At 70.8% G+C, this 25,880-nt stretch carries 21 protein-coding genes; 12 read left to right on the top strand and 9 right to left on the bottom strand.

Annotated features, from left to right (window positions below; translation table 11 throughout):
- The 3 genes from ABZS54_RS24990 to ABZS54_RS24980 form a co-directional block, all read right to left on the bottom strand.
- Nucleotides 1-1,187: beta-ketoacyl synthase N-terminal-like domain-containing protein (locus ABZS54_RS24990; RefSeq protein ID WP_355540172.1), on the bottom strand; the 1,187-nt coding region annotated here is incomplete at its 3' end.
- Between the two features lie 11 nt (nt 1,188-1,198).
- The gene (locus tag ABZS54_RS24985; RefSeq protein ID WP_355540169.1) at nt 1,199-2,590 is read right to left on the bottom strand and encodes a helix-turn-helix domain-containing protein; all 1,392 of its coding nucleotides are present in this window, start codon (nt 2,588-2,590) and stop codon (nt 1,199-1,201) included.
- Nucleotides 2,591-2,872: 282 nt separating this feature from the next.
- The gene (locus tag ABZS54_RS24980; RefSeq protein ID WP_355540166.1) at nt 2,873-4,096 is read right to left on the bottom strand and encodes an acyltransferase; all 1,224 of its coding nucleotides are present in this window, start codon (nt 4,094-4,096) and stop codon (nt 2,873-2,875) included.
- Nucleotides 4,097-4,425: 329 nt separating this feature from the next.
- Between ABZS54_RS24980 and ABZS54_RS24975 the strand changes: the two genes are divergently transcribed.
- Nucleotides 4,426-5,754 carry an acyltransferase domain-containing protein gene (locus ABZS54_RS24975; protein ID WP_355540164.1) on the top strand — a complete coding sequence of 443 codons (1,329 nt, stop codon included), beginning with the start codon at nt 4,426-4,428 and terminating at the stop codon, nt 5,752-5,754.
- 285 nt (nt 5,755-6,039) lie between these two features.
- Here the strand turns inward: ABZS54_RS24975 and ABZS54_RS24970 are convergent, their stop codons facing one another.
- Nucleotides 6,040-6,696 carry a GntR family transcriptional regulator gene (locus ABZS54_RS24970; protein ID WP_355540161.1) on the bottom strand — a complete coding sequence of 219 codons (657 nt, stop codon included), beginning with the start codon at nt 6,694-6,696 and terminating at the stop codon, nt 6,040-6,042.
- A gap of 106 nt (nt 6,697-6,802) precedes the next feature.
- Between ABZS54_RS24970 and ABZS54_RS24965 the strand changes: the two genes are divergently transcribed.
- From ABZS54_RS24965 to ABZS54_RS24925, 9 genes are all read left to right on the top strand, one after another.
- Entirely contained in the window at nt 6,803-8,791 is a 1,989-nt protein-coding gene (locus ABZS54_RS24965) for a beta-galactosidase (protein WP_355540158.1), read from the top strand.
- The gene (gene gcvPA, locus ABZS54_RS24960) at nt 8,788-10,122 is read left to right on the top strand and encodes an aminomethyl-transferring glycine dehydrogenase subunit GcvPA (RefSeq protein ID WP_355540155.1); all 1,335 of its coding nucleotides are present in this window, start codon (nt 8,788-8,790) and stop codon (nt 10,120-10,122) included. Before ABZS54_RS24965 ends, gcvPA begins: the two co-directional genes overlap by 4 nt.
- Complete coding sequence (gcvPB, locus tag ABZS54_RS24955) at nt 10,122-11,678, top strand: aminomethyl-transferring glycine dehydrogenase subunit GcvPB (RefSeq protein WP_355540153.1); 1,557 nt, start codon at nt 10,122-10,124, stop codon at nt 11,676-11,678. The genes gcvPA and gcvPB overlap by 1 nt, the downstream gene beginning before the upstream one ends.
- Nucleotides 11,675-12,781 carry an NAD(+)/NADH kinase gene (locus ABZS54_RS24950; RefSeq protein ID WP_355540151.1) on the top strand — a complete coding sequence of 369 codons (1,107 nt, stop codon included), beginning with the start codon at nt 11,675-11,677 and terminating at the stop codon, nt 12,779-12,781. Before gcvPB ends, ABZS54_RS24950 begins: the two co-directional genes overlap by 4 nt.
- Nucleotides 12,778-13,545: an SDR family NAD(P)-dependent oxidoreductase gene (locus ABZS54_RS24945; RefSeq protein WP_355540149.1), complete on the top strand. Its 768-nt coding sequence runs from the start codon at nt 12,778-12,780 to the stop codon at nt 13,543-13,545. Before ABZS54_RS24950 ends, ABZS54_RS24945 begins: the two co-directional genes overlap by 4 nt.
- Nucleotides 13,546-13,641: 96 nt before the next feature.
- Nucleotides 13,642-14,931, top strand: coding sequence for a sugar ABC transporter substrate-binding protein (locus tag ABZS54_RS24940; protein WP_355540146.1), 1,290 nt, complete (start codon nt 13,642-13,644; stop codon nt 14,929-14,931).
- Between the two features lie 12 nt (nt 14,932-14,943).
- Nucleotides 14,944-15,903, top strand: a complete 960-nt coding sequence (locus tag ABZS54_RS24935; protein WP_355540143.1) for a sugar ABC transporter permease — start codon at nt 14,944-14,946, stop codon at nt 15,901-15,903.
- A gap of 15 nt (nt 15,904-15,918) precedes the next feature.
- Entirely contained in the window at nt 15,919-16,758 is an 840-nt protein-coding gene (locus ABZS54_RS24930; protein WP_355540140.1) for a carbohydrate ABC transporter permease, read from the top strand.
- Nucleotides 16,759-18,384 (top strand): trehalase family glycosidase, encoded by a 1,626-nt coding sequence (locus ABZS54_RS24925; protein WP_355540137.1) that lies wholly within the window; start codon nt 16,759-16,761, stop codon nt 18,382-18,384.
- Nucleotides 18,385-18,438: 54 nt separating this feature from the next.
- Here ABZS54_RS24925 and ABZS54_RS24920 read toward each other — a convergent pair whose 3' ends face one another.
- Nucleotides 18,439-19,503, bottom strand: coding sequence for an ATP-dependent DNA ligase (locus ABZS54_RS24920; RefSeq protein WP_355540134.1), 1,065 nt, complete (start codon nt 19,501-19,503; stop codon nt 18,439-18,441).
- A gap of 100 nt (nt 19,504-19,603) precedes the next feature.
- Between ABZS54_RS24920 and ligD the strand changes: the two genes are divergently transcribed.
- Together ligD and ABZS54_RS24910 are read left to right on the top strand one after the other, a co-directional pair.
- Entirely contained in the window at nt 19,604-20,611 is a 1,008-nt protein-coding gene (gene ligD, locus ABZS54_RS24915; RefSeq protein WP_355540131.1) for a non-homologous end-joining DNA ligase, read from the top strand.
- A gap of 97 nt (nt 20,612-20,708) precedes the next feature.
- A complete protein-coding gene (locus ABZS54_RS24910; RefSeq protein WP_355540128.1) occupies nt 20,709-21,317 on the top strand; it encodes a DoxX family membrane protein in 609 nt (202 codons plus the stop codon).
- A gap of 6 nt (nt 21,318-21,323) precedes the next feature.
- On the opposite strand, the gene ABZS54_RS24905 is transcribed toward ABZS54_RS24910, so the two are convergent.
- The 4 genes from ABZS54_RS24905 to ABZS54_RS24890 form a co-directional block, all read right to left on the bottom strand.
- Nucleotides 21,324-22,376, bottom strand: a complete 1,053-nt coding sequence (locus ABZS54_RS24905) for a PHP domain-containing protein (RefSeq protein WP_355540125.1) — start codon at nt 22,374-22,376, stop codon at nt 21,324-21,326.
- Between the two features lie 236 nt (nt 22,377-22,612).
- Complete coding sequence (locus tag ABZS54_RS24900) at nt 22,613-22,801, bottom strand: DUF1059 domain-containing protein (protein WP_355540122.1); 189 nt, start codon at nt 22,799-22,801, stop codon at nt 22,613-22,615.
- A gap of 295 nt (nt 22,802-23,096) precedes the next feature.
- A complete protein-coding gene (locus tag ABZS54_RS24895; RefSeq protein WP_355540119.1) occupies nt 23,097-23,894 on the bottom strand; it encodes a CAP domain-containing protein in 798 nt (265 codons plus the stop codon).
- A 221-nt stretch (nt 23,895-24,115) separates the two neighbouring features.
- Nucleotides 24,116-25,819: a sigma-70 family RNA polymerase sigma factor gene (locus ABZS54_RS24890; protein WP_355540116.1), complete on the bottom strand. Its 1,704-nt coding sequence runs from the start codon at nt 25,817-25,819 to the stop codon at nt 24,116-24,118.
- Nucleotides 25,820-25,880: the final 61 nt, after the last annotated feature.

The following is a 25,880-nucleotide window of genomic DNA, read 5'->3' as shown; positions in this document are numbered from 1 at the left end:
ATGACCAACTTGATCACCCCGGCCACCCCCGCCGCGGCCTGGGTATGCCCGATATTCGACTTCAACGAGCCCAACAGAAGCGGCTGATCGTCCGACCGGGACCGACCGTACGTGGCCAGCAGCGCCTGCGCCTCGATCGGATCACCGAGCATCGTTCCCGTGCCGTGCGCGTCGATGACGTCGACCTCGGCGGGGGAGAGGCCGGCGTTGGTCAGCGCCCTGCGGATCACCCGCTGCTGCGATGGGCCGCTCGGCGCGGTCAGGCCGTTGGAGGCACCGTCGGAGTTCACCGCACTGCCACGGATCACCGCAAGCACCGGGTGCCCGAGCCGCCGGGCGTCGGAGAGCCGCGCCAGCACCAGTACCCCCACCCCCTCGGAGAATCCGGTGCCGTCCGCCGCGGCCGCGAACGCCTTGCAGCGCCCGTCCGGCGCGAGCCCGCGCTGCCGGGAGAACTCCACGAAGCCGTCCGGCACCGGAATCACCATCGCCCCGCCGGCCAGCGCCAGCGAGCACTCGCCGTTGCGCAGCGCCGTCACGGCGTGGTGGATCGACACCAGCGAGGACGAGCAGGCCGTGTCCATGCTGACCGTCGGCCCTTCCAGGCCGAGGACATAGGAGATCCGACCGGAGGCGACGCTCGTCAGCATCCCGGTCATCGCGTAGCCCTCGACGCCCGTCGACGAGGCGTCGACCGTGGAGGCGTAGCCGGTGTACATCACGCCGACGAACACCCCGGTGTCGCTGCCCCGCAACGAGCGCGGATCCATGCGCGCCCGTTCGATGGCCTCCCACGTGGTTTCCAGCAGCAGCCGCTGCTGCGGGTCCATCGCCAGCGCCTCCCGCGGCGAGATCCCGAAGAACGCCGAGTCGAAACCCTTGACGTCGCTGAGGAATCCGCCCTCCCGTGCGTAGAACTTGCCCATCGCATCGGGGTCCGGGTCGTACATACCCGCCACGTCCCAGTCGCGGTCGGCGGGGAACTCGGTGATCGCGTCGACGCCGTCGGCGGCCACGCGCCACAACTCCTCGGGCGTCGACACGTCGCCGGGGTAGCGGCAGCCCATGCCCAGGATGGCGATGGGCTCGGACCGGCTCGACTCGAGCTCCTCGACCCGGGCCCGGGCCTTGTGCAGGTCGGCGGTGACCCACTTGAGGTAGTCGAGGAGCTTCTCGTCCTTGTTCATCTGCCTGTCGCTCATGAGGACACCGCCCGAATCGAGTTCTCCAGTCCCGTGGCGGGACCCTGCTTGGCCAGCACCGACGAGCCGAGCCGTCCTGCCAGGTACAGCGCGAGGTGCAGGCGGAGGTGGTCCTCGCGCAGGGACCGCCCGAGCAACTGCTCCGCCTTCTTCACCCGGTAGACCACGGTGTTCTTCGCGATGTGCAGGTGTTTGGCCGTGACGGCCACGCCCCGCTCGTTGTCCAGCAGGCATCGCACGGTCTCGCGCAATGCGGCCATGGTCCTGTTGTCGGCGGCGAGCGGGCCGAGTTCGCGGCGAACGAAGTCGGCGGTGGCCTCGGCGTCGTTGCCGAGCAGGATCACCAACTCCAGATCGCCGTAGTCGCACAGCCTGGACGGGCCGGGCTCGGTGATGCGGCCGACCCGCTCCGCGGTGACCGCCTGCTCGTGGGAGCGCTGGAAACCGGCCACACCGCCGCCCGGCAACCCGGACGCGACGTGGATGTGCGCGGGCAGGTCCACCGGCTTTTCCGATCGCCCCAGCTCGCCCGGATGGTCGGTGGCGCGGCCACCCCACGCCCACAGCCGACCCGGGCCTGCGGGGAGCAGCAACATCGACGAGCAGCCGACCTGTTCCAGCAGGCGCAGGGCCGTGGTCTCCAGTTCGCGCCCGCTGTCCGGGGTGATCTCGTCCTGCCACAGGACCAGTGCGACGTGATGCAGCGTCAGGTCGTATTGCAACCGGCGCAGCGCCTTTCTCGTGTCGACGGGCTTGCCCTCCAGAATCGCCGACACCAGCTCGAAGCGTTCACCCACGGATCCGGCGAACCAGCGGTTGCGTTCGGCGGCGAATTTCTCGGTCACCGCGGCGGAGAGCGTCTCCATTCCTTCGAACAGGTCGGCCGAAATGGACCGCATCATGGCCGGCTGGTCCTGGGTGGGGATCTGCACCTCGCAGAAATCGAACAACTCGCGGGTGAAACGCGCATGCGTGGCCCGGACACAACGAAGCAGGAGATCGACCGTCGTGTTGTCGGCGATGCGTTCCCGAATGGCATTCGTGAGCTCTGCGGAAAGCAGGCCGGTAATGGCTCGCACGCCGCTGAGCCGCAATACGACCCAGAGCGCTATCGCCTCGATCAGCCGCGTTTCGCTGTACGATCTTCGGTCGAATCTGGCGAACGGCTCCTCGGCCAGCTCGGCCGGCAGCAGGCGGCTGTTTTCGATGGCCCAACCGGTCGCACCCGAACCGACGCGGACGACGACCTCCTCGACCAACTGCGGGTTCGTCGCCGGTAGATGGAGCACGGAGTCGTCGGTGGGGCGCAGCAGATGCAGCAGCGAATAGGTGGATGTTATCTGTCGTTGCGCAGGAATAGCAGCCTGCGATATCGGATAGGCCGACAACGAGTAGCCTCCGTACCGGAAAGCGGGCGCGACTGGTCGTCGGCAGCCTTACACGGTTGCATCCACGGTGGGTAATCGACCGGTAACCGCGCGCCGGCGGCGAGATTACCGCCCGATGGGCGGCTGCGGTGGGCCTGCGCGACCTGCGTGTCTTCGTGTTTGCGGCGGTACGCCCGGCCCGGTACCGCCGGCGTACGTGCCCGAGCCGCACGCGTCCTGCGCGGGTGTCGGGCCGCGCAGGACGCGTGAGAGGTCGTGCGGCTCGCCGCCCGGCCCTGCCCGTCAGTTCGGTACGCGCCGGCCCTCGGTCGGCACGGGCGCGGCTGCGGGGGATGGCAGGTCCGCCGTCCCCGGCTTCGGCCGGTGCCGCCCGAAGCGCCGCACCAGCGGCGTCTCCAGGCACCGATACAAAAGCGCGGAACACGCCAGTGCCACGCCGAGCACGGCGAGTATCAGGAGTACGCCGGTCCCCGACGAGAACGTGCGGGTGGGCCCGATCATGTCGGCGGCCTTCATGATGACGATCCAGTGGACCATGTAGAACGCGAAGGAGATCTCACCCAGGAAAACCATCGTCGGCCCGCGGAACACCGAGGCGGTGCGCTGCCGGTCCGCGACCGCGGCTGCGGCGATCAGGGGCGCGGTCCACACGGTCGCCACGCCGGCCGTGCCCGCCAGGTACGGCTCGTACTGGGTGAGCACGTATCCGACGACGGCCAGGCCGAAGGCGGGGACCAGGCCGATGCGCGGCCATCGACCCGCCGCGACGATCCTGGCCAGGAGAATGCCCAGGACGAATTCGAGCGCGCGGGCCGGCGGGAAGAAGTACACGAACCACACCTGGTCGAACGACACTTCGCCGGACACGGAGAAGGCGGTGAGCCGCGGCTGGTCGTTCACCACGAACGTGGCGACGAGGAACACGCCCACGATCAACGCCAGTACGCCCGCGATCGCCGGCCACAGCCATTCCTCGCGTATCCGGCGCAGGACCGGCAGCAGGGCCGGAAAGGCCAGGTAGAAGAAGAACTCGCAGCACAACGACCAGCTCACCCCGTTGACCGCCGAGACGGTCCGGATGTCCGGGAACCACGACTGCTGCATGGTCACCGACGCGAACCAGTCGCGCGTGCGGGTGGGCCGGTCCGTATCGAGCACGAGCAGGGCCGCCAGGCCGAAGGTGATCAGGTGCATCGGGCCGATCTTCACCAGGCGACGGCGCCAGAACGAACCGGCCGTGTCGTCCGAGCGCGCGGTCCAGGTCAGGACGAAGCCGCTCAGGATGAAGAAGAAACCGACGCCGTAGGAGCCCGAGAGGGCGAATGTCTTTCTGAGCTCCGTTCCCGTGTCGCCCGGGACGAGCCCGGTGTACCACAGGATGTGTGTGGTGAAGACCATCATGGCAGCCAGAAAACGCAGTCCCGTCAACGACGGCAACCGTGCGGGTTCCGGGTGGGTGGGCGCGTGTGTGCGGCCGACGCGGCTCGGGCCGGCTTCCCTGGTCACCATGTGATCGTCGGGGGTCGGAGTTCACGAGCCGGTCCCGCGCTTTCCGGAGCGGGGCGCGGCAGATTCGATGAAAAATGAGTGGACGTGATCTGCGGATGCGCAGGAATAATAGCCTGCGATATCGGATAGCCCGACAACGAGTGGCCTCCGTACTGGAAAGCAGACGCGACTGGGTGCCGGCAGCCTTACACGATTTCGTCGGTACCGGGTAATCACCCGGTAATCGTGTCCTTGCGGCGGAATTACCGCGCGGTGGGCGGAAACACTCGACATGCGCGATATCCTGCAATTCGCAGTCCGCTGATTGGCGATGACGAGGAGTGCTCGTGACCAAGCCGGCCACGCAAGACGTCCCGATCGAAGTCGGTGCCGGAGCCGGCACGGTGCCGTGGGTGCTGTCCGGGCGAAGCGCGCAGGGTCTGCGCGGCCAGGCCGCGCGGCTGCTGGCCCGGTTCGAGTCCGACTCGGCGCTGAACGTCGTCGTCGACGTCACCGAGGTGGGGCGATCGCTGGTCGCGGCCGGCGCGGCCTTCGAGTACCGGGCCGTGGTGCTGGGGCGCGACCGGGCGGAGCTGCTCGCCGGGGTGCGGGCGCTCGTCGAGGAACGGGCCGCGCCGAACGTGATCGCCGGCCGGGCGACCCGGCAGGCGCAGGCCGATGCCCGGCCGGTGTTCGTGTTCCCGGGCCAGGGCACCCAGTGGGTCGGCATGGCGGTCGAGCTGTTGGACACCTCGCCCGCGTTCGCCCAGGAGATCGGGGCCTGCGAAAAGGCGCTGTCGCCATACCTGGACTGGTCCCTGGAGGACGTGCTGCGGCAAGCGCCGGGAACCCCGCCGCTGGACCGGGTGGACGTCGTGCAGCCCGTGCTGTTCTCGATGATGTTGTCGCTGGCCCGGCTGTGGCGCCGGTTCGGCGTGGAGCCCAGGGCGACGGTCGGCCATTCACAGGGCGAGATCGTGGCCGCGCACGTCGCCGGCGCGTTGTCGCTGGAGGACGCGGCGCGGATCGTCGCGTTGCGCAGCCAGGCCCTGACGGCGATTCGCGGTCGCGGCGAGATGCTGACCGTATTGGCACCCAACGAGCGGGTGCGAACGATGCTGGCCGACTGGGACGGCGCGTTGTCGGTGGCAGCGGTGAACGGCCCGGCCACCATGACCGTGTCGGGCGACGTGAGTGCGATGGCCGAGTTCGGTGCCGCGCTGTCCGCCGCTCGGATGATGCGCTGGCGGGTGCCGGGAGTCGACTTCGCCGCGCACTCGGCGCACGTGGAGGATCTGCGGGAGGCTCTGCTCGACCTGGCGGCCGGGATCCGACCGGCGCGCGGCGACGTGCCGTTCTACTCGACGGTGACCGGACGCCGCATCGACACCGACGAGCTGGACGCGGAGTACTGGTACCGGAACCTGCGCCAGACGGTGAGGTTCGACGAGGCCGTGCGCGCGCTGGTCACCGACGGCCACACGATCTTCGTCGAGTGCAGCGCCCAGCCGGTGCTCACGGTCGGGATGCAGGACATCGTCGAGGAACTGGGCCGTTCGGCCGTGCTGATGGCGACGCTGCGCAACGAGGACGGCGGAATGGCCCGCTTCCTGACCGCACTGGCGCAAGCGTACGTGAACGGGGTCGCAGTGGACTGGACGGCGGCGTTCGCGTGACGGGTCCCTGACCCGGCCTGCCTCCTGATCCCGCGCCCGCGTTGGGCCGGGCGCGCCGAGTCGTGCCGGTGCCGCACCTGTGCGAGCCGTCCGCCGGGTGGAAACGCTCGAACACCCGGCGGGCCTGCTCGTCGGCCGACCCCGCTTTTGGTGCCCGCCACGCTCGGAAACGGAACGGAATCGGGAGCCGGTTCCGGGGGCGATTTTGCGTCCGCGCATGTTGCGCAGCGGGTCGGCTCCGTCCGGCGGGGACGAAGGCGGCCCGCCGAGGTGGGGCGGAGTCGGTCAGGCCGACTCCGGGGTCACCGGGATCCGGCTGGTCATGCGTTCCATACCGCTGACCCAATTGTCGCGTAGCGCGGCCGTGGCGGCGGCCACATCACCGGCACGCAGGTGTTCGGCGATCCGGCAGTGCTCCTCCGCCTCGCGCTCCAACAACGTGTCCTCGCCGGCGATCAGGTGGGTATAGCGGCGCATGCCCGCCTTCACGCTGGTCACCAGATCGAGCAGCCGCTCGTTCGGGCACTTCCCGAGCAGCAGGTCGTGCCACTCGTCGTCGTGCCACTCGATCTCCGACTGCTCCGCCACCGGATCCGGGAAGCTTCGGGCCAGTCGTAGCAACTCCGGTGCCATCTCCCGGAGTTCATCGGGATCCGAGAGCTCCAGGGCGAGTGATTCCAGGCCCGCGACGATCTCGCACAGCTCGCGGAACTCCTTGCTGCTGACCGGCGCGAACCGGAAGCCGCGCCCCTGATTGCTCTCCAGGACGCCTTCGCCGGCCAGGGTGATCAGGGCTTCGCGCAGGGGGGTGCGGCTGACGCCCAACTCGGCGGCGAGCACCACCTCGTTGATGTCCTTGCCTGCCGCGAAGTCGCCTCTGTCGAGGCGCAGAAGCAACTCCTCGCGGATCTGCTCCCGCAGAGGTCGCCGCTGGATGGCCATGTGTCGGTTACTCCTTGTGTCGATCGACGCCGATAACTGGTGCTTGACATGACGCACCGCACACACCTTGAATTATGAATACAGAATACATGAACGGGAGGTCGACGTGCGGTTGACGCGAGTGCCGGGATTGCTGTTCGGGGGTGACTACAACCCCGAGCAGTGGCCGGAGGAGGTCTGGGCCGAGGACGCCAAGCTGATGGTCGAAGCCGGCGTGAACATGGCGACCGTCGCGGTCTTCTCCTGGTCACGCCTGGAACCCCGGCCCGGGGAGTACGACTTCGGCTGGCTGGACCGGGTACTCGACCTGCTGCACGAGCACGGCATCGCCGCCGACCTGGCCACCGCGACCGCGACCCCGCCGCCGTGGCTGGTGCGCGAGCACCCCGAGATGCTGCCGGTCGACGCGAACGGCACCCGGCTCGAATTCGGCTCCCGCCAGGGCTACTGTCCGAGCTCGCCGATCTTCCGAGCGGCCACCGTCCGGCTGGCCCGAGCGATGGCGGAGCGCTACGCCCGGCACCCGGCACTGGCGATGTGGCATATCGGCAACGAGTACGCGGACCACACGCTCGAATGTTTCTGCGACGAGTCCGCCCGGCACTTCCGGCGTTGGCTGAGCGCGCGATACGAGCACATCGACGGCCTCAACGCCGCCTGGGGTACCTCCTGTTGGGGTCAGCACTACACCGACTTCGAGCAGATCGCCCCGCCGCGCAAGGCACCGGGCCCGATCAACCCGACCCAGGTACTGGACTGGCGCCGGTTCTGCTCGGACGCGCTGCTGGAGTGCTTCGAGGCGGAGAAGAGCGTGCTGCGCGAGGTCACCCCCGACATCCCGGTGACCACGAACTTCATGAGCATCCTGCACGGCCTGGACTACTGGAAGTGGGCCGGCGCCGAGGACATCGTCAGCGACGACGCCTACCCCGACCCCGCCGACCCCAACTCGCACGTGGCCATCGCGCTCAGCTACGACCTGATGCGCTCGCTCAAGCGGCGCCCGTGGCTGCTCCTGGAACAGGCGCCCAGCGCGGTGAGCTGGCGCGAGGTCAACGTGCCCAAGCCGCCCGGCAAGATGCGCCTGGACGGCCTCCAGGCGCTCGCACACGGCGCCGACGGGGTGATGTTCTTCCAGTGGCGCCAGGCCCGCTACGGACCGGAGAAGTTCCACTCCGCCCTCCTGCCGCACGGGGGTGTCCACACCCGAGGATGGCAGGACACGCTACGCCTGGGCGGCGAACTGGAAAAGCTCGCCGAGATCGCCGGCACCCACACCACCGCGGACGTCGCACTGCTCCTGGACTGGTCCTCGTGGTGGGGTCTGGAGGCCCCCGAATCGATGCCGTCCAAGCGGCTGGAGCTCAAGCGACTCCTGGACGCCTGGTACGCACCGCTGCACGCTCGCGGGATCACCGTGGACCTGGCCCCGCCGGACCGCGACCTGTCCGCCCACCGCCTGGTCATCGCCCCCAACCTCTACCTGTGCACCGACGAACAGGCCGCGAACCTGCGGGCGTTCGACGGCGAGCTGATCGTCGGCCCGTTCAGCGGCGTGGTCGACTCGGCCGACCGGGTCCACCCCGGCGGCGCCCCCGGCCCGCTGCGCGAGTTGCTCGGCCTGAGTGTCGACGAGTTCTGGCCGCTGGCCGACGGGAGCACCCAGGGCGTGCGCCACGCCGACGGCACCCGGGGCACGGCGACCCGCTGGGCCGAGTGGCTGCGGCCCGAGGGAGCCACGCCGATCGCCGAGTACGAGGGCGGCGACCTGGCCGGGCAGCCCGCGATCACCCGACTCGGCCGGGCGACCTACGTGGGCTGCGCCCTCGACGATGTCACCCCGATCCTGACCGACGTACTGACCCGCGCCGGCGTGCGCTCCGTCGCGGACGTACCGTCGGCGGTCGAGGCATGCCGGCGGACCGGACCCGACGCCGACTACCTGTTCCTGCTCAATCACGGCACGACCACCGCGGCAATGACCCTGCGCGCCCCCGGCACGGACCTGCTGACCGGGCGCGACCTGCACGGCCCGATCGAGATCGGGCCCAGGGACGCCGTGGTGCTGCGCACCGCTCACGAGGGAGAGAAGTGACCCACCCCTATATACCCAATGCCGAGCCGGCCGTCCGGGCCGAGATGCTGGCCGCGATCGGGGTCGAGTCCATCGAGGACTTCTACACCGACATCCCCACCGCGCTGCGCCTGAACCGGCCGCTCGACCTGCCCGCGCCGATGGCCTCGGAACCCGAACTGGTCCGGCACATGCGCGGGTTGCTCGGTCGCAACACCGACACCACCGAGGTGCTCAGCTTCCTCGGCGGCGGCTGCTACCCGCACCACGTGCCCGCCGTGTGCGACGAGATCAACTCGCGCGGCGAGTTCCTCACCGCCTACGCGGGCGAGCCGTACGAGGACCACGGCCGGTTCCAGGCGCTCTTCGAGTACGTCAGCATGATGGGCGAACTCCTGGAGCAGGACGTCGTCAACGTCCCCACCTACGACGGCTTCCAGGCGAGTGGCACCGCGCTGCGGATGGCCGCCCGCTACACCGACCGCTCCAAGGTGCTGGTCACCGCCGCGATCGGCACGGACAAGCTGAGCAAACTGCGGGACTTCCTCGCGCCCGACATCGAGATCACCATGATCCCGGTCGCCGAGAACGGCGAGGCCGGCGCGTTCACCGTCGACGACACCGTCGCCGCGGTCTACCTGGAGAGCCCCAACCTCTACGGCGTGGTCGAGACCCGCACCGCCGAGATCGCCGAACTCGCGCACAACCAGGGCGCCTTGCTCGTGGTGAGCGCGGACCCGATCTCGCTCGGCGTACTCGCCCCGCCCGCCACGCTCGGCGCGGACATCGTCTGCGGCGACATCCAGTCGCTGGGCATGCACCAGAACTACGGCGGTGGCCACGCCGGCTACATCGCCACCCGCGACGAACCGCGCCTGGTCGCGGAGTTCCCCTCCCGCCTGTTCGGCATCGCGCCGACCGCCGTGCCGGGCGAATACGGCTTCGGCGACGTCTTCTACGACCGCACCTCCTTCGCGCTGCGCGAGGAGGGCAAGGAATGGGTGGGCACCGCCGCGTCGCTGTGGGGCATCACCGCCGGCGTCTACCTCGCGCTGATGGGGCCCGAGGGCATGCGCGAGCTGGGCGAGACGATCCTGGCCCGGACCCGCTACGCGATGGACGAACTCGCCGCAGTCCCCGGAGTGCGGGTGCGGCACGCCGCCGCCGTGCACTTCCGCGAGTTCGCGATCGAGGTGGCCGACACGGACGCGCTGCTCACCGCGCTCCGCGAGCGCGGCATCTACGCCGGCATCCCGCTGGACGCCGGCACGCTGCTGGTCTGCGTGACCGAGCGGCACACCAAGGACGACATCGACACGCTGGTGCGAGCGGTACGAGAGGTGCAGGGCTGATGGGTGCCGTCGGAGAATCCTTCGCGAAGTTGCCGATCGAGGCCAAGCCGCCGCTGCGCCGGTTCCATCAGGCGCGCTGGGACGAGCCGGTGATCTTCGAGCTGTCCAGCCCCGGCCGGCGCGGCATCGGGGTGCCCGAGGCGGGCGTGCCCGCCGTCGAACTGCCCGCCGGGATACGGCGCGAGACGCCGCCGGCGCTGCCGCAGATGTCGCAGCTGCACGTGCTCCGGCACTACATGCGCCTGTCCCAGCAGACCGTGGGCGTCGACCTCGGCATCGCCGTCGGCCAGGGCACCTGCACGATGAAGTACAGCCCCAAGGTCAACGACCGGTTCGTCGGCGACCCGAAGGTCGCCGAACTGCACCCGGCGCAGCCCGAGGACAGCGTGCAGGGCGTGCTCGCGATCTACTGGCACCTGGAGCAGATGCTCAAGGAGATCTCCGGCATGGACCGGGTCAGCCTGCAACCGGGCTCCGGTTCGGCGGCGATCTACGCCAACGTCGCGATGATCCGCGCCTACCACGCCTCCCGGGGCGAGGGCGAGCAGCGCGACCAGGTGATCACCACGATGTTCTCGCACCCCACGAACGCGGCCTCGCCCAAGACCGCCGGGTACGAGGTGATCACCCTGATGCCGGACGCCGACGGCTACCCGGACATCGAGGCGCTGCGCGCGGCCGTGGGCCCGCGGACCGCCGCGCTGATGATCACCAACCCGGAGGACACCGGGATCTACAACCCCCGGATCGCCGAGTTCGTCGAACTCGTGCACGGGGTGGGCGGGTTGGCCTGCTACGACCAGGCCAACGCGAACGGCATCCTGGGCATCACCCGGGCCGCCGACGCCGGGTTCGACCTGTGCCACTTCAACCTGCACAAGACCTTCTCCACGCCGCACGCGTCCGGCGGCCCGGCCGCGGGTGCCTGCGGGGTCGCGGAGAAGCTGGTGCCGTTCCTGCCCGGCCCGACCGTCGAGTTCGACGGCGAGCGCTACTTCCTGGACACCGACCGGCCGCAGTCGGTCGGCAAGATCCGGCCCTACCTGGGGGTCACCCCGAACGTGGTGCGCGCCTACGCGTGGATCATGGCCCTGGGCGCCGAGGGCCTGCGGCAGGTGGCCGAGACGGCGGTGCTGAACAACAACTACCTGATGCACAAGGTGTTGCAGATCCCCGGCGCCTCCGCGCCGTGGAACAAGCGCCGGCTGGAGCAGGTCCGCTACTCGTGGCAGGGTCTGTACGAGGACACCGGCGTGCACTCGGAGGAGATCGGCGTGCGCGCGGCCGACTTCGGCGTGCACTACTGGACCAGCCACCACCCGTACCTGGTGCCCGAGCCGTTCACCCTGGAGCCGACCGAGTCGTACTCCAAGGAGGACCTGGACGAGTACGCCGCGATCCTGGCGCACGTCGCGGACGAGGCGCGCAGCGAACCGGAGTTCGTCAAGGGCGCGCCGTACAACCAGACCGTGCACAAGATCGACCCGACCTGCCTGGACGACCCGGAGCAGTGGGCGATGACCTGGCGGGCGTACGTCCGCAAGCACCTGTCGTGAGAGTCGGCCTGATCGTCAACCCGGTGGCCGGCCTCGGCGGCGCGGCCGGGCTCAAGGGCAGCGACGGCGCCGACGTGCAGCGCGAGGCGCTGGCGCGCGGTGCGATCGCCCGGGCGGGAGAGCGCGCGGCGGTGGCCGTGCGCGCGCTCCTGGCCGCCCGCCCGGACGCCACCGTGGTCACCGTGCCCGGCGCGATGGGCGAGAGCTCCGTGCGCGCCGCCGGCGCGGTGCCCGAACTGGTGGCGTGCGAACCGGGAGAGCCGTCCTCGTCCGCCGATACCCGGGCCTGTGTCCGGGCGTTGGGGGCGGTGGACCTGCTGCTGTTCGCGGGCGGCGACGGCACCGCGCGGGACGTGCTCGACGCCGGGCCGAGCGGGCCCGTGCTCGGCATCCCCGCCGGGGTCAAGGTCTACTCCGGCTGCTTCGCGGTCGGGCCGGCGGCGGCCGGACACGCCGCCGCCGAGTTCGCCGGGGATACCGCCGAGGCCGAGGTGGTGGACCTGGACGAACAGGCGTACCGAGAAGGCCGGGTCAGCCCCCGGCTCTACGGCACGCTGACCGTGCCCGCGGCCCGGGTACGGCTGTCCGGCCGCAAGACCGGCTCCTCGGGCGCCGCACCGGAGACCGTCGAGGGCATCGCCCGCGAGGTGGTCGCCCGGATGCGCCCGGGTGTGCGCTACATCCTGGGCCCGGGCACCACCACGCGCGCGGTCGGCCGCGCGTTGGGCGCCGAATCCACGCTGCTCGGCGTGGACGTGGTCGCCGACGGCGTGCCGATCGGGGTCGACCTGAGCGAGCGCGCGCTGCTCGACCTCGTGGACGGGCACGAGGTGGAAGCCGTCGTATCGGTGATCGGCGGCCAGGGCTTCGTGCTCGGCCGCGGCAACCAGCAGATCAGCCCGTCGGTGCTGGCCCGCGTACACGGCCTGACCGTGCTCGCCACCCGCACCAAGCTGGCCGCGCTCGGCGGCCGGCCGCTGTTGGCGGACACCGGTGACCCGGCCACGGACGCGCGGTTGAGCGGCTTCGTCCGGGTGGTCACCGGCTACCGCGAGAGCGTCCCCTATCGAATTGTTCCTGCGAATGAGGAGTGCTCCGGATGAACGGGATGACTGGATCCCTGCACGGCAAGGTCGCCATCGTCACCGGCGGCGGCTCGGGCATCGGCCGGGCCACCGCGCTGATGTTCGCCGCGGAGGGCGCGGACGTGGTGATCGCCGACATCGACGCGGCGGCCGCGACCCGCACCGCGCAGGAGATCTCGGCGCAGGGCGCCCGCGCGGTCGCGGTCAAGGCGGACGTCTCCGCCGAGGCGGACTGCGTGTCCGTGGTGTCCACGGCGGTGCAGACCTTCGGCGGACTGCACGTGCTCTTCAACAACGCGGGCATCATCCGGCGCGCGGACGCGATCGGCACCACGGTCGACGAGTGGGACCGGGTGATGGCGGTCAACGTGCGCTCGGTCTTCCTGATGTGCAAGCACGCCGTCCCCGCGATGAGCGACGGTGGGTCCATCGTCAACACCGGCTCCGGTTGGGGGCTCAAGGGCGGCGGCAACGCGATCTCCTACTGCGCGTCCAAGGCCGCCGTGGTCAACATGACCCGCGCCCTGGCGATCGACCACGCGGCGGCGGGCATTCGGGTCAACTCGGTCAACCCCGGCGACACGGACACCCCGATGCTGCGCGAGGAGGCCCGGCAACTGGCCGAGGACTGGACGGCGTTCGCGGCCGACGCGGCGGACCGTCCGATGGGCCGGTCCGGCACCCCCGACGAGATCGCCCGCGCGGTCCTGTTCCTGGCCTCCGACGCGGCCAGCTACATCACCGGCACCGCCCTGGTCGTCGACGGCGGCGGTCTCGCCTAGTCATCCCGGCCCCGTTCCCGCCGCTACCGTCGGCGACGGGCGCGGGCCCGGTCCCAGCACGTGCACGTCCCGCACCGATCCCCCCGGAGGCACATCGTGTCATTTTCCCGCGCAGCGAAGACCGTCGCCGTGCTGGCCGTCGGCGCCGCACTCGCCGCAACCACCGGTTGCGGCGGGAGCAGCGGCTCCGGCTCCGGCTCCGGCAAGACCACCGTCACCTGGTCGACCTGGGGCAACCCGGAAGAGCTGGCCCGCTTCAAGGACTTCGAGAAGGACTTCGGCAAGCGTCACCCCGACATCAAGCTGAAGCTTCAGGCGGTGCCCTCCTACAGCGACTACCACTCCAAGCTGCTCACCCAGCTTTCCTCCAAGACCGCACCCGACGTGTTCTACGTCGGCGACGACTTCATCAGCAAATTCGTCTCCGCCGGGGTGGTCTCGCCGCTCAACGACAAGATGGCGGCCCCCGACAGCAAGGCCAAGCCGGAGGACTTCTTCGAGGGCCTGTACGGCGGCGCCAAGAAGGACGGGCAGATCTACGGCATACCCAACGACGCCAACCCCGAGGTGCTCTGGTACGACAAGCAGGCGCTCAAGGACGCCGGCATCACCGAGGACCCGGCCGCGCTGAACGCTCAGGGCAAGTGGACGATGGCCACCTACCTGGAGATGAACCGCAAGCTCAAGGCGGCGGACAAGGCCGGCTCGATCTTCTACAACTGGTACGGCTCGACCTACAGCATGATCAACGGCTTCGGCGGCAAGGTCTACGACGGCGGCAAGTTCGTCGGCAACACCGACCCCAAGTCGCGCGAGGCATTGAAGACTTTGGCCGACGGCTACCAGAACGGGACCTTCCTGGTCGCCGACAACCTGCCCGAGGGCAACGGCTCGGACGTGCAGTTCATCAAGCACAAGACCGGCTTCTCCGCGGGCGGTCGCTGGATGATCGACACCGTCAAGAAGGGACAGCAGGACAACTACGACATCGTGCCGTTCCCGTCCCAGACCGGCCAGCTGATGCCGCAGACGGTGGCCACCTCCTTCCTGGCGCTGAACAAGAACGCCAAGAACGCGCAGGCGGCCTGGACGTTCCTGTCCGAGTTCGTCTCCAAGGACGGCCAGACCGTGCGCCTGAAGGGCGGCGGTAACGCGGTGCCCTCGGTCAAGGGCGCGGACAGCGTGGTGATGGAGGGCTACCCCGCCCACGCGCAGACCTTCGTCGACGCCCGTGACGGCGGCTTCGCCAACTACCCGGAGGAGGCCGGCGTCCCGGAGCTGACGGCGAGCATCAACGACCTGCTGATGAAGTTGTGGACCGGCAAGGTCGGGTTCGACCAGGCGATGAACGACCTCGGCTCGCTCGTCGCCGCCAAACTGCGCTGACCGGGGGCCGCCGTGACCACGTCCACGCTCAGCCGCACCACCGACGCACGGCGCCCGGCCACCGAAACGCCCGAACGCCGCCGGTCCCTTCGGGGCCGGCGGCGCCGGGAACGGTGGTGGGCCGCCCTCTTCCTCGGGCCGCAACTGGTCGCCCTGCTCGCCTTCACGCTGGGACCGCTGGGCTTCGCGGTCGTGTTGGCCTTCATGAAGTGGGACGGCCTGGGCGAGAAGTCCTGGGTCGGCTTCGACAACTTCCAGACCCAGCTGTCCGATCCCACCTTCCGCGACGCGGTGTTGAACACGCTGACCCTGGGCGTGATCACGGTGCCGGTGGGTCTGGCGCTCGCCCTGCTGGTCGCGATGGCGCTGAACAACGTGCGCGGCAAGACCATCTACCGGGTGATCTACTTCCTACCGGTGGTGACCAGTTCGGTGGCCGTCGCGGTGATCTGGCAGATGTTGCTGGCCAGCGGTGACCTGGGGATGCTCAACAACACCGTGCACGACTGGTTCGGCATCACCCTGCCGGACTGGCTCAACGACCCGGACTGGGTGATGGTCGCGATCGCGGCGGTGACCATCTGGTCCTCGCTGGGCCTGAACGTGGTGATCTTCCTGGCCGGCCTCCAGTCCATCCCGGCGCACCTGACCGAGGTGGCCCGGATCGACGGCGCGGGACCGGTTCGAGTCTTTCGGCACGTCACGCTGCCGCTGCTGTCCCCGACCATCTTCTTCTCCTTCGTGGTTGCGGTGATCAGCTCGTTCCAGGCATTCGACCAGATCTACGTGCTGGTCGACCCGGACCACAACGAGGGTGCCCGCACGATCGTCTACCAGGTCTACGACCTGGGCTTCAAGAAGTTCGAATTCGGCGCCAGCAGCGCCGCCGCCCTGCTCTTGACGCTGATGACGATCGTGGTGACCATCGCCCAATTCGGCATGCAGAAGCGCTTCGTCCACTACGAGTCGTAAGAGAGGAGGGTCGTGATGGTCACTGCCATCCGCCGCCGTTTCGGCACCGTCGCCCTGCACACCCTGCTCATCGTGGGCGGGCTGCTGATGATGTTCCCGTTCGTGTGGATGCTGCTCACCGCGTTCAAGAGCGAGGGGCAGATGATCCAGGATCCGCTGGCCTGGCTGCCGGACCCCTGGCGCGCGGACAACTTCCCCGACGCCTTCGACGCGATGCCGTTCGGCCGCGCCTACTGGAACAGCTTCTACATCGCGGTGATCACCGTCGTGGTCACCCTGCTCACCGCCTCGATGGCGGCCTACGCCTTCACCCGGATCGAATTCCCGTTCTCCCGCTCGCTGTTCGTGGTGTTCCTGCTCACCCAGATGGTGCCCACCCAGGTCACCCTGGTGCCGCTGTACGTGATGCTGTCGAAGCTCGGCTGGATCGACACCCACCTGGCACTGATCCTGCCCGCGATCGCCAACCCGTTCGCGGTGTTCATGATGCGGCAGTTCATTCGAGCGGTGCCGATCGAACTGGAGGAGGCCGCCCGGCTGGACGGCGCGAACCGCTGGACGATCTTCACCCGGATCGTGCTGCCCAACATCAAGCCCGGCATGGCCGCACTGGGCATCATCGTGTTCTTGAGCAGCTGGAACAGCTTCATCTACCCGTTGATCTTCCTCAACTCCGAGGACAAATTCACCGTTCCGATGCTGCTCGCCTCGTTCAAGGGCCAGCACGGCGGACTGGACTACGGCATGCTCCTCGCCGCTTCGACGATCTCCGTGGTGCCGATGCTGATCGCGTTCGTGATCGGGCAGCGGAAGATCATCAGCAGCATGGCGGCATCCGGTATGGGAGGTCGGTAGATGTCCGCGCACGGCCGCGACCCGATCGACACGGTCGCGCTGGATCTGCGCGAACGGCCGTTCACCGACCGGGGTTCCCGGCTTCTGGTGCTGGCGCAGCAGGACGGCGACCTGTGGGTCGCCCGATCCGAGTACGAGACCCGGCTCACCGACACGAGCGTGCTCACCGGGCTGCGGATCGAGTCGGCCGGCGGCGACCCGCTGCCGATCCGGGCCGCGCACCCGGACCGGATCTCCTTCGCGGGCGGCGTACACCTGGCCTTCGCCGACTCGGACACCCTGGTGCTGACCGGCACCGGCGCCCGGGCCCGGTGGTCGGCCGCGGACGGCACCGCGCACGAGGCCACGATCGAGGGCTGCCGGGTACTGGTGGGCGAGGCCGCTTTGGCGGACGGGCAAGCCGTCCTGGCCGCGGCCCGCGCGCGCTGGAGCGCCTGGTTCGACCGGATGCCGGCGGTCCGCGCGGACCTGTACGAACGGGCCGCGATGGCGTGGTGGACGCTCGGGGTGAACCTGCTGCCGATCCGCTTCGCGGGTGGCCGGGAGGGCCTGGTCCCGTCCCGATTCGGCTATGTCGGCGTGTGGAACTGGGACTCCTACTTCCACGCCATCGCACTGCGACACGGCGATCCCGAACTGGCCCGGGACCAGATCCGGATCCTGCTCGCACACCAGCGCGCCGACGGGCTGATCCCCGATGTCGTGCACGACGAGGGTGTGTTGGCGGAGACGACCGACCTGCCGCGATCGGACCGGGCCCGGCTGGCGGAGCACGTCGGCCAGGCGCTGGGCGAGGAAGCGGCACAGTCCGCCGCGGCCGGCGACGTCGTGCCGGTGACCAAGCCGCCGCTGACCGCGTGGGCGGTCTGGAAGATCCATCGGGCGGCCCCCGACCTCGCCTTCCTGGCCGAGGTCTACGAGCCGATCGCCCGCTCTCAGGAGTGGTGGCTGACTCATTCCGACCCGGACGGCGACGGCTTGGCCGAATACCTGCACCCGTACTCCAGCGGGCTGGACGACAGCCCGGTGTGGGACTACGGCCCGCGCGCCGAGCCGCCGGACCTGAACGCCTACCTGGCACTCCAGTTCGACGTGCTGGGCGACATCGCACAGGAGCTGGGCCGGGTCGAGGACGCCGCGACATGGCGGGAGCGGGCCGTCGCGCACACCGAACTCCTGGTGTCCCGGCGGTGGGACGGAAAACGGTTCACCACCGTCTCGGCAGGCCGTGCGGTGTCGGTGCGCACGCCGCTGGAACTGCTGCCGCTGCTCACCGGACGACTGCCCCGCGAGATCGCCGACCGACTGGTCGAGGATCTGCGCTCGCCGAGCTTCTGGGGCGAACGCCCGGTGCCCACCGTGGCGTTCGACGATCCGACGTTCGACCCCGAGGCGATGTGGCGCGGGCCGGTCTGGCTCAACGTCAACTACCTGCTGATCGAGGGCCTGCGTCGATCCGGATACCTGGACGTGGCCGAGGAGTTGACCGAACGCACGGTGCGGATGGTGGCCGAGGGCGGCGGGCTGTACGAGTACTGGAACCCACTCACCGGCGGCCGGGCCGGGCGCGCGACGACCGGATTCGGTTGGTCCAGCGCGCTGTTCGTGGACCTGGCCCGGAGCTGAGCACGCCGCCCGCCGTCGCCGCCGGATTCGGCGACGGCGGGCGGCCCGCCCGGCTCAGCGGGTGCCGAGCACGTCGGCCAGGTCGTAGCGGGCCGGTTCGGCGAGTTGTTCGTAGGTGCACTCGGCCGGGTCCTTGTCGGTACGCCACCGGCGGAACCGGGTCGTGTGCCGGAACCGGTCGCCCTGGACGTGGTCGTAGGCCACCTCGCAGACCGACTCCGGCCGCAGCGGCACCCAGTCCGAGAGCCGCCCGCCCGACCAGCGGGTCACGGCACCGGGCAGCCGATCGCCCTCGTGCGCCTCGGCCTCGGCCCAGTGCGCCCACGGGTGCCCGGTCGGATCCGCCATCCGGTAGGGCGCCAACTCCTCGATCAGTTCGGCCCGCCGGACCGCGGTGAACGCCGCGCTGACGCCCACGTGTTGCAGCCGACCCCGGTCGTCGTACAGACCGAGCAGCAGCGAACCCACCACCGGGCCCGACTTGTGCTCGCGGTAGCCCGCCACCACGCAGTCCGCGGTGCGTTCGTGCTTGACCTTGACCATCGCCCGTACGTCCGGCAGATACGGCCCGGCCGGGTCCTTGGCCACGATGCCGTCCAGGCCGGCTCCCTCGAACCGGTCGAACCAATCCCGCGCCTTTGCCGGATCGGTGGTGGCGGGCGCCAGGTGGATCGGCGCCGGTACCTCGGCCAGTGCCCGCTCCAGCGCGGCTCGGCGCTCGGTCAGCGGGTGGGCCAGGTACGACTCGTCGCCCAGCGCCAGCAGGTCGAATACGACGAAGGACGCCGGGGTGGTCTCGGCCAGGTGTCGCACCCGCGAGGCGGCCGGGTGGATCCGGTCCTGGAGCCGGTCGAAGTCGAGCCGTCCGTCGCGGGCGATGACCAGTTCGCCGTCCACTACGCAGCGTGGCGGGAGCAGCCGCAACACCGCGTCCACCACGTCCGGGAAGTAACGATCCAGCGGCTTGGTGTTGCGGCTGCCGATCAGCACCTCGTCGCCGTCTCGGAAGACGATCGCCCGGAACCCGTCCCATTTGGCCTCGTAGTGCAGTCCGGCGGGAATCCGCGCGGCAGCCTTGGCGAGCATCGGCTTGACCGGGGGCATCACGGGAAGGCGCATGCGCCTCAGTGTGCTCGGGCGCTGCACCGGTTGCCTCCGCAGCGGGCGATCGGCGGCACGCCATCGGGACGAAATCGGGCAAATCTGCCTACCCTGAGGAATGAGCGCTGCCGAGGAATTCGAGGTCGACGGCAGGTCCGTCCGGGTGAGCAACGTCGACAAGGTCTACTATCCCGCACGCGGCTTCACCAAGGGTGACGTGGTTCGCTACCTGATCTCGGTCGGCGGCGGCCTCCTGCGCGGTCTGCGGGATCGACCCACCACGCTCCAGCGCTTTCCCGACGGTGTGGACGGCGAGTCGTTCTTCCAGAAGCGGGTACCCAAATCCCTGCCGGACTGGATTCCCACCGCCCGGATCACCTTCCCGAGCGGGCGGCATGCCGACGAGATGGCCCCGGACAGTGTGGCCGCACTGGTGTGGGCGGGCAACCTGGGCTGCCTGACCTTCCACCCCTGGCCGGTCCGGCGCACCGCCACCGAGCACCCCGACGAACTGCGCATCGACCTCGATCCCCAGCCGGGCACCGACTTCGCCGACGCGGTCCGCGCCGCACACGCGATGCGCGAGGTGCTGGCCGACTACGGCCTGACCGCGTGGCCCAAGACTTCCGGCGGACGCGGCCTGCACCTGTACGTGCCGGTCCGGCCCGAGTGGGAGTTCACCGACGTGCGGCGCGCGGTGATCGCACTGGCCCGAGAACTGGAGGCGCGGATGCCTGATCGGGTGACCACCGCCTGGTGGAAGGAGGAGCGCGGCGAACGCATCTTCGTCGACTACAACCAGATGGCCCGGGACCGTACCATCGCCGCTGCCTACTCGCCCCGTCCCACCGCCCGGGCGACCGTGTCGGCGCCGCTGACCTGGGACGAGGTCGACGACGCGCACCCCGACGATTTCGACCTCGCCGGCATGCCCGAACGCTACGCCCGGCTCGGCGACGTGCACGCGGACATGCCGGAGCACGCCTTCGACCTGCGCCCGGCGCTGGAACTGGCCGAGCGGCAGGCCCGCGACCACGGCGTGGGCGACATGCCGTACCCGCCGGACCACCCCAAGATGCCCGGCGAGCCACCCCGGGTCCAACCCAGCCGCGCCCGCGAGCACTGAACCGGAACAGCGGAAACGGATGGCGGCGGAACAGAAGCAACAACCGCGGCGGCCTCGCAGCAACCGAAACCGAAACAGCAACGGAAGAGAGCTCCTCATGTGTCTGTCGCTCCGCGCCCCCGTGGCGCTTCACAGCCCCGTGACGATCCGCAACCCGCTGTCCCCCCGTGCCCGATCGTCCGTACGCAAGGACGTGGGCCTTCTCGCCTTGCGCGTCGGCACGGGCGGCGTGCTGTTCGCGCACGGCGCGCAGAAGTTGTTCGGCTGGTTCGGCGGGCACGGCCTGGCCGGCACCGGCTCGGCGATGGAGCACATGGGCTTTCGACCCGGTAGGCAAAGCGCGATCGCCGCCGGCCTCGGCGAGGCGGGCGGCGGCGTGTTGCTCGCGCTCGGCCTGGCCACTCCCGCGGCGGGCGCGGCGGCGGCCGGCGCGATGGCGGGCGCGGTTGCGGTGCATGCGCCGGCCGGCTTCTTCGCGCAGTCGGGCGGTTTCGAATACCCGGCGTTCCTCGGCTTCGTCGCGGCCGGGCTCGGTCTCGCGGGCCCCGGGCGGTTCTCGGTGGATCACATGACCTGCCACGTGCTGGACCGCCCGTGGGTGGTCGGCCTCGCGTTCACCGGCAGCGCCGCGGCGGCTGCCGCGGTGATCGGGCGGCGCCGGGCCGCGACCGCCGAAGCGACCGCCGACGCGGCGGACTCGGCCTGAGCGGCGTCAGCGGGACGCACTGCTCCAGGCGAGCAGTCGGTCGACCGGCCACGTGGTGATCACCCGGTCCGCCGGCACGTCGCATTCCTCGGCCCGGGCACAACCGTAGCCCTGCCAGTCGAGTTGGCCGGGCGCGTGCGCGTCGGTGTCGATCGTGAAGTACACGCCGGCGGCCAGCGCCCGGCGGAGCAGTCGGGACGGCGGATCCCGGCGCTCGGGGCGGCAGTTGATCTCCACAGCGGTGTGCGACTCGGCACACGCGGCGAACACCGCGTCGGCGTCGAACGCGGACTCCGGGCGCGGCTTGCCCTGGATCAATCGCCCGGTGCAGTGGCCCAGCACGTTCACGCGCGGGTTGCGCACGGCGGCCAGCAGTCGACGGGTCATCGCCGGCTCCTCCATCCGCAGCTTGGAATGCACGGAGGCGACCACGACGTCCAGGCGGGCCAGGAGGTCCGGGTCCTGGTCCAGCGAGCCGTCGTCGAGGATGTCGCACTCGATACCGGTCAACAGCCGGAACGGGGCCAATTCGGCGGCGAGTTCCGCCACCACGTCCAACTGCGCGCGGAGCCGCTCGGCGGTCAGGCCGCGGGCCACGGTCAACCGCGGCGAGTGGTCCGTGAGGACGACCCACTCGTGCCCCAGATCCCGCGCGGTGCGAGCCATCGCGTCGATCGGGCTGCCTCCGTCGGACCAGTCGGAATGCATGTGGCAATCGCCGCGCTGGGCGGCGAGCAGCGCCGCGCCGTCGGTGGGCACGGGCGACGGGCGCGATTCCAGGTCTGCGAGATAGCCCGGCACTCGGCCGGCGTACGCCTGCTCGACGACGTCCGCCGTCTTGGGGCCGATCCCCTTCAGCTCGCCGAGCGTGCGCTGCTCGACCCGGCGGCGCAGGTCGTCCGGAGCCAGCCCGACCACCACGGCGGACGCGGTGCGGAAGGCCTTGACCCGGTACGTGGGCGCCTGGTCGCGTTCGAGCAGGAACGCGATCCGATCCAGTGCGGCAGCCGGGTCGGGGGCGGGCGGGGGAGTGGGCGTGCGGGTGGGTCGTGGGGCCATGGGGGGACTGTGGCCGTGCCGGGCGAAGGTAAACCGCGCGAAGGCGCCGATCGGCGCCTTCGCGCGGGAGTTGCGGTGCGCGGGTGCGATCCGGCGTCAGCCGGGCTTTGTGGTCGACCTGTGGCACACCGGCGCAGCCTGCGTTCCCCGCTCGGCGGCGGGTCCCATGATGGGTACGTGTCGGTCCGGACGCCCGGCCCACCTGTTGTACGCGCGAACCGTATGCGTGAACCGCCCTAGCGACCGGGCTCCTCGTCCTTCAGATACTTGCGGATCTCTTCGCGGAATTCGGGCGAGTCGGTATGCCCGTGCACCGCGACGGCGTGCTGGGTGGCGGCCGCGACGACCTCGTCCTCGGACCCGGCGATGGTGAGGGTGCACCCGGACTCACTGGGCATTTCCCGGCAATCGGCAACCTTGCGCATGACGTCCTCCCGGATTGGGCTCTCTCGTCCCCGAGGGGTACGGCCCCGGACCGGACGGCGCGAGGCCATGGTCATAGTTTAGTGCGTTTTGCGCCCGGTTTCGGGTCGGCCGGCCGGATCCTGCGCCCGGTCTCCGGGGCATTGCGGGTGGTACGGCGGGGCGACGCCGGGGGCCGTCGCCGGCGGATGGGACGGGTGGGGGCGGGCGGCCCGGTCCCGATGCGGCGACCCGTGATCGTTCGGGGCGCATCGGTGACCGGGCCGCCGGGGGCGGGCCGGATCGACGAGCGCCGGGTCAGCCGTTGGCGAACTCGTGGACGCCCCACCAGCCGCTTTCGTCGCGGTAGATGCCGATGCCCGCCTCGGTGTGGGTCGGGTCGGTCTGGTTGCGGTAGTGGCCGGGGCTGTGCCGCCACATGTCCTGGAACTTCTCGGCCGCCTGGCGGGCCGTCATGGCCGGGTCGCCCCACCACACGATGTTCTCGGACACGCCGGTGCGGGCACCGGTGATCAGGACGTCGACCTCGGCGCCGGAGTGGGCGAAGCCGGTGCGGCGCATGTGTTCGGCCCACTTGCGGGCGAAGTCGCTCAGGTCGGTGCTCGCCCGGAGCGGCCGCAGGCCGACCTTCGCGCGTTCGGCATTGAGCAGTTCCAGGGACATCGCCTCGGCGTCGGCTATCGACTGGGACGCGGGTCGGTTGCCGCGCACGGTGGGATTGGCGCCGGGCGGTCCGTCCGCCGCCGGCACGGTGGGCCGGGCGCTCTTCGCCGCCGGGGCCCTGCCGTCCGTCCCGGTGCGGCTCGCGCCGTCGGCCGGGGTCGGCTTGCGCGTTGCGGCCGCCGTGCCGGTGCTCGGGCTCGTGCCGGTGCCGGACGGCTGCCCGGGTGCGGCCGAGGTCGGTGCGGTCGACGTGCTCGCCGCCGCCGATGTGGTGGCCGACGCCGTGTCGGTCGGGGCCGCCGGTCGGGCCGCGCCGTCGTGCTGCTCGGTGGGCGAGCCGCAGCCGGCCAGCACGAACGCGGCCAGCGCGGCGGCCAGGGTGGTGGACACGGCCCGGTGGTGTCGGATCTGCCGGTGGTGTCGATACTGCACGATGCGCAACTCCTCGAAAGGTACGGCTCGTCGACCGGCACGAACGCCGGGGACACCTGGGAGAGCCGCGGGGCGCGGGTGGATAACGGAAATCGGCGCGGGGTTTCGTCGGAACGGAAATCGGCGCGGGGTTTCGTGGGAGTCGGCTCGGCCGATCGGGTGGGCCGTGGTCGAGCGCGGGGCCGGGCACGCAGAACGAGGGCATGGGCCGATCGCGCGCGTCACGCCGGCGTCGCGAACACCTGGGTCCACCAGGTCGTTCCGCCCGGGCCGACCGTGGCGCCGACGCCGATGTCGGTGAAGCCGCAATCGAGGATGTTGTCCCGATGGATCGGACTGGCCAGCCACTGCGCGACCACGTGCGCGGCGTCCGACCGACCCCGATCGAGGTTCTCGCCCCACTTCCGCCACCGGTAGCCGGCGGCGGTGATCCGACCGTCGGCGCCTACCCCGTCCGGGTTCAGGTGGTCGTAGAACCGCCGGGCGAGCATGTCGTCGGAGTGTTTGCGGGCGGCGCTCCGCAGCCGATCGTCGACCCGGACCGGGGCACAACCGTGCTCGGCCCGGGCGGCGTTGACCAGGTCGACGACGGCGCGTTCGAGCCGGGGCCTGGGGTCGGCGGAGGCGGTCGAGCGAGTGGCCGGGGGCTCCGTCGGAACCTCTGTCGAGGGCGGCGGGGCGGTGGATGGCGCGGTGGCCGGCGACGGCTCGCCGGGGGGCGATATGGAGGGCGCCGAGGCGGCGTCGACGACCGGCGGCTTCGCGGTGGGCGTGCTTGGGGTCGGTGGGTCGTGGTGGGGGCGGTCGACGATGACGACCGCGGCCAGGACGACCAGGCCGATCGCGGCGGCGCCGGACGCGAGCCGGCGGGGTCGGCGGGCCGGACGCGGCGCGGCATGGCCGGGTGGAGCCGAGCCGCTCCCGGGCGGCGCGACGGCCGGATCGGTGGCGCCGGACGGGCCCGGGTGGGTAGGCGGGCCCGGCACGCTGCCCGGGCCCGGCCCACTCATCGGGCCCGGCCCACTCATCGGGCCCGGCCCACTCATCGGGCCCGGCCCGCCCATGGGGCCCGGGCCGCCCATCGAAACCGCTTGGGCGACCGCGCTCGGGTCGGCGAGCGGGGTCGTTGCTCCCGTCGCCGCCCATGGGCCCCGGGTGAGCAGGTGCAGCAGCACGGCGGTGGGCGGCAGCAGGGCCAGGCCCGCGAGCAGGCCCTCGACCGGCGCCAGGTCGTACCGATGCGCGCCGCACGCGCCGCATGCGCGGGCGTGGCGGGAGATGCGCTTGCGCCACAGCGGGGTCGGCCGTCCGTCCCAGGCCGCGAGCAGCGTGATCGCCTCCGCACAGCGGGGGGCGGCGGCGAGTGCGCGGACCACCACGCGGGCCGCCTCCAACTGCTCCTTCATGCGCTGGACTCGGACCGCCACGTGTGCCGCAGGCAGGTCCAGGGCCGCGGCGAGTTCGGCCCGGGTCAGCGTGCCGGCCGCCTCCAACCACCACAGGGCGAGCAGTTCGCGGGTGTCCGGGTCCAGCCAGCGGGTCGCCTCGGCGACGTCGCGGCGCTGCCCGGACAGGCCCAGCCGCAGGATGGTCAGGTCGGCGAAGTCGGCTGCCGGGTCCGGGTATTCGGCGATCTCGTCGAGCGGTGTGGTGGTCGCGCGGCGGGCGTGCCGGCGGCGCACCTGATTGATCGCGATGGCCACCAGCCAGGACCGGAAGCGCTCCGGATCGCGCAGGCCGTCGAGGCCGGACACCGCGCAGAGCATGGTCTCCTGCACCACGTCGTCGACGTCCGCGTGCCCGTTCAGCGCCCGGCCGACGATGTTGTACACCAGAGGCAACCAGTCGGCCACGAGTCGATCGCGGGCACGCAGATCACCGCCCTGGGCCGCGACGACCAGGGCGGTGTTGTGCTCGTTGTCCACGTACGTCCACTTTCCTCGACCGGCGTGACGGGCCCGCTCCCGTCCATCCGCCACTCGGGAG

It is taken from the genome of Embleya sp. NPDC005575 (genome assembly GCF_040605455.1).
Classification (GTDB): Bacteria; Actinomycetota; Actinomycetes; order Streptomycetales; family Streptomycetaceae; genus Embleya.
The sequence above is the reverse complement of the archived record's forward strand: the minus strand, read 5'-3'. Positions and strand labels throughout refer to the sequence as shown.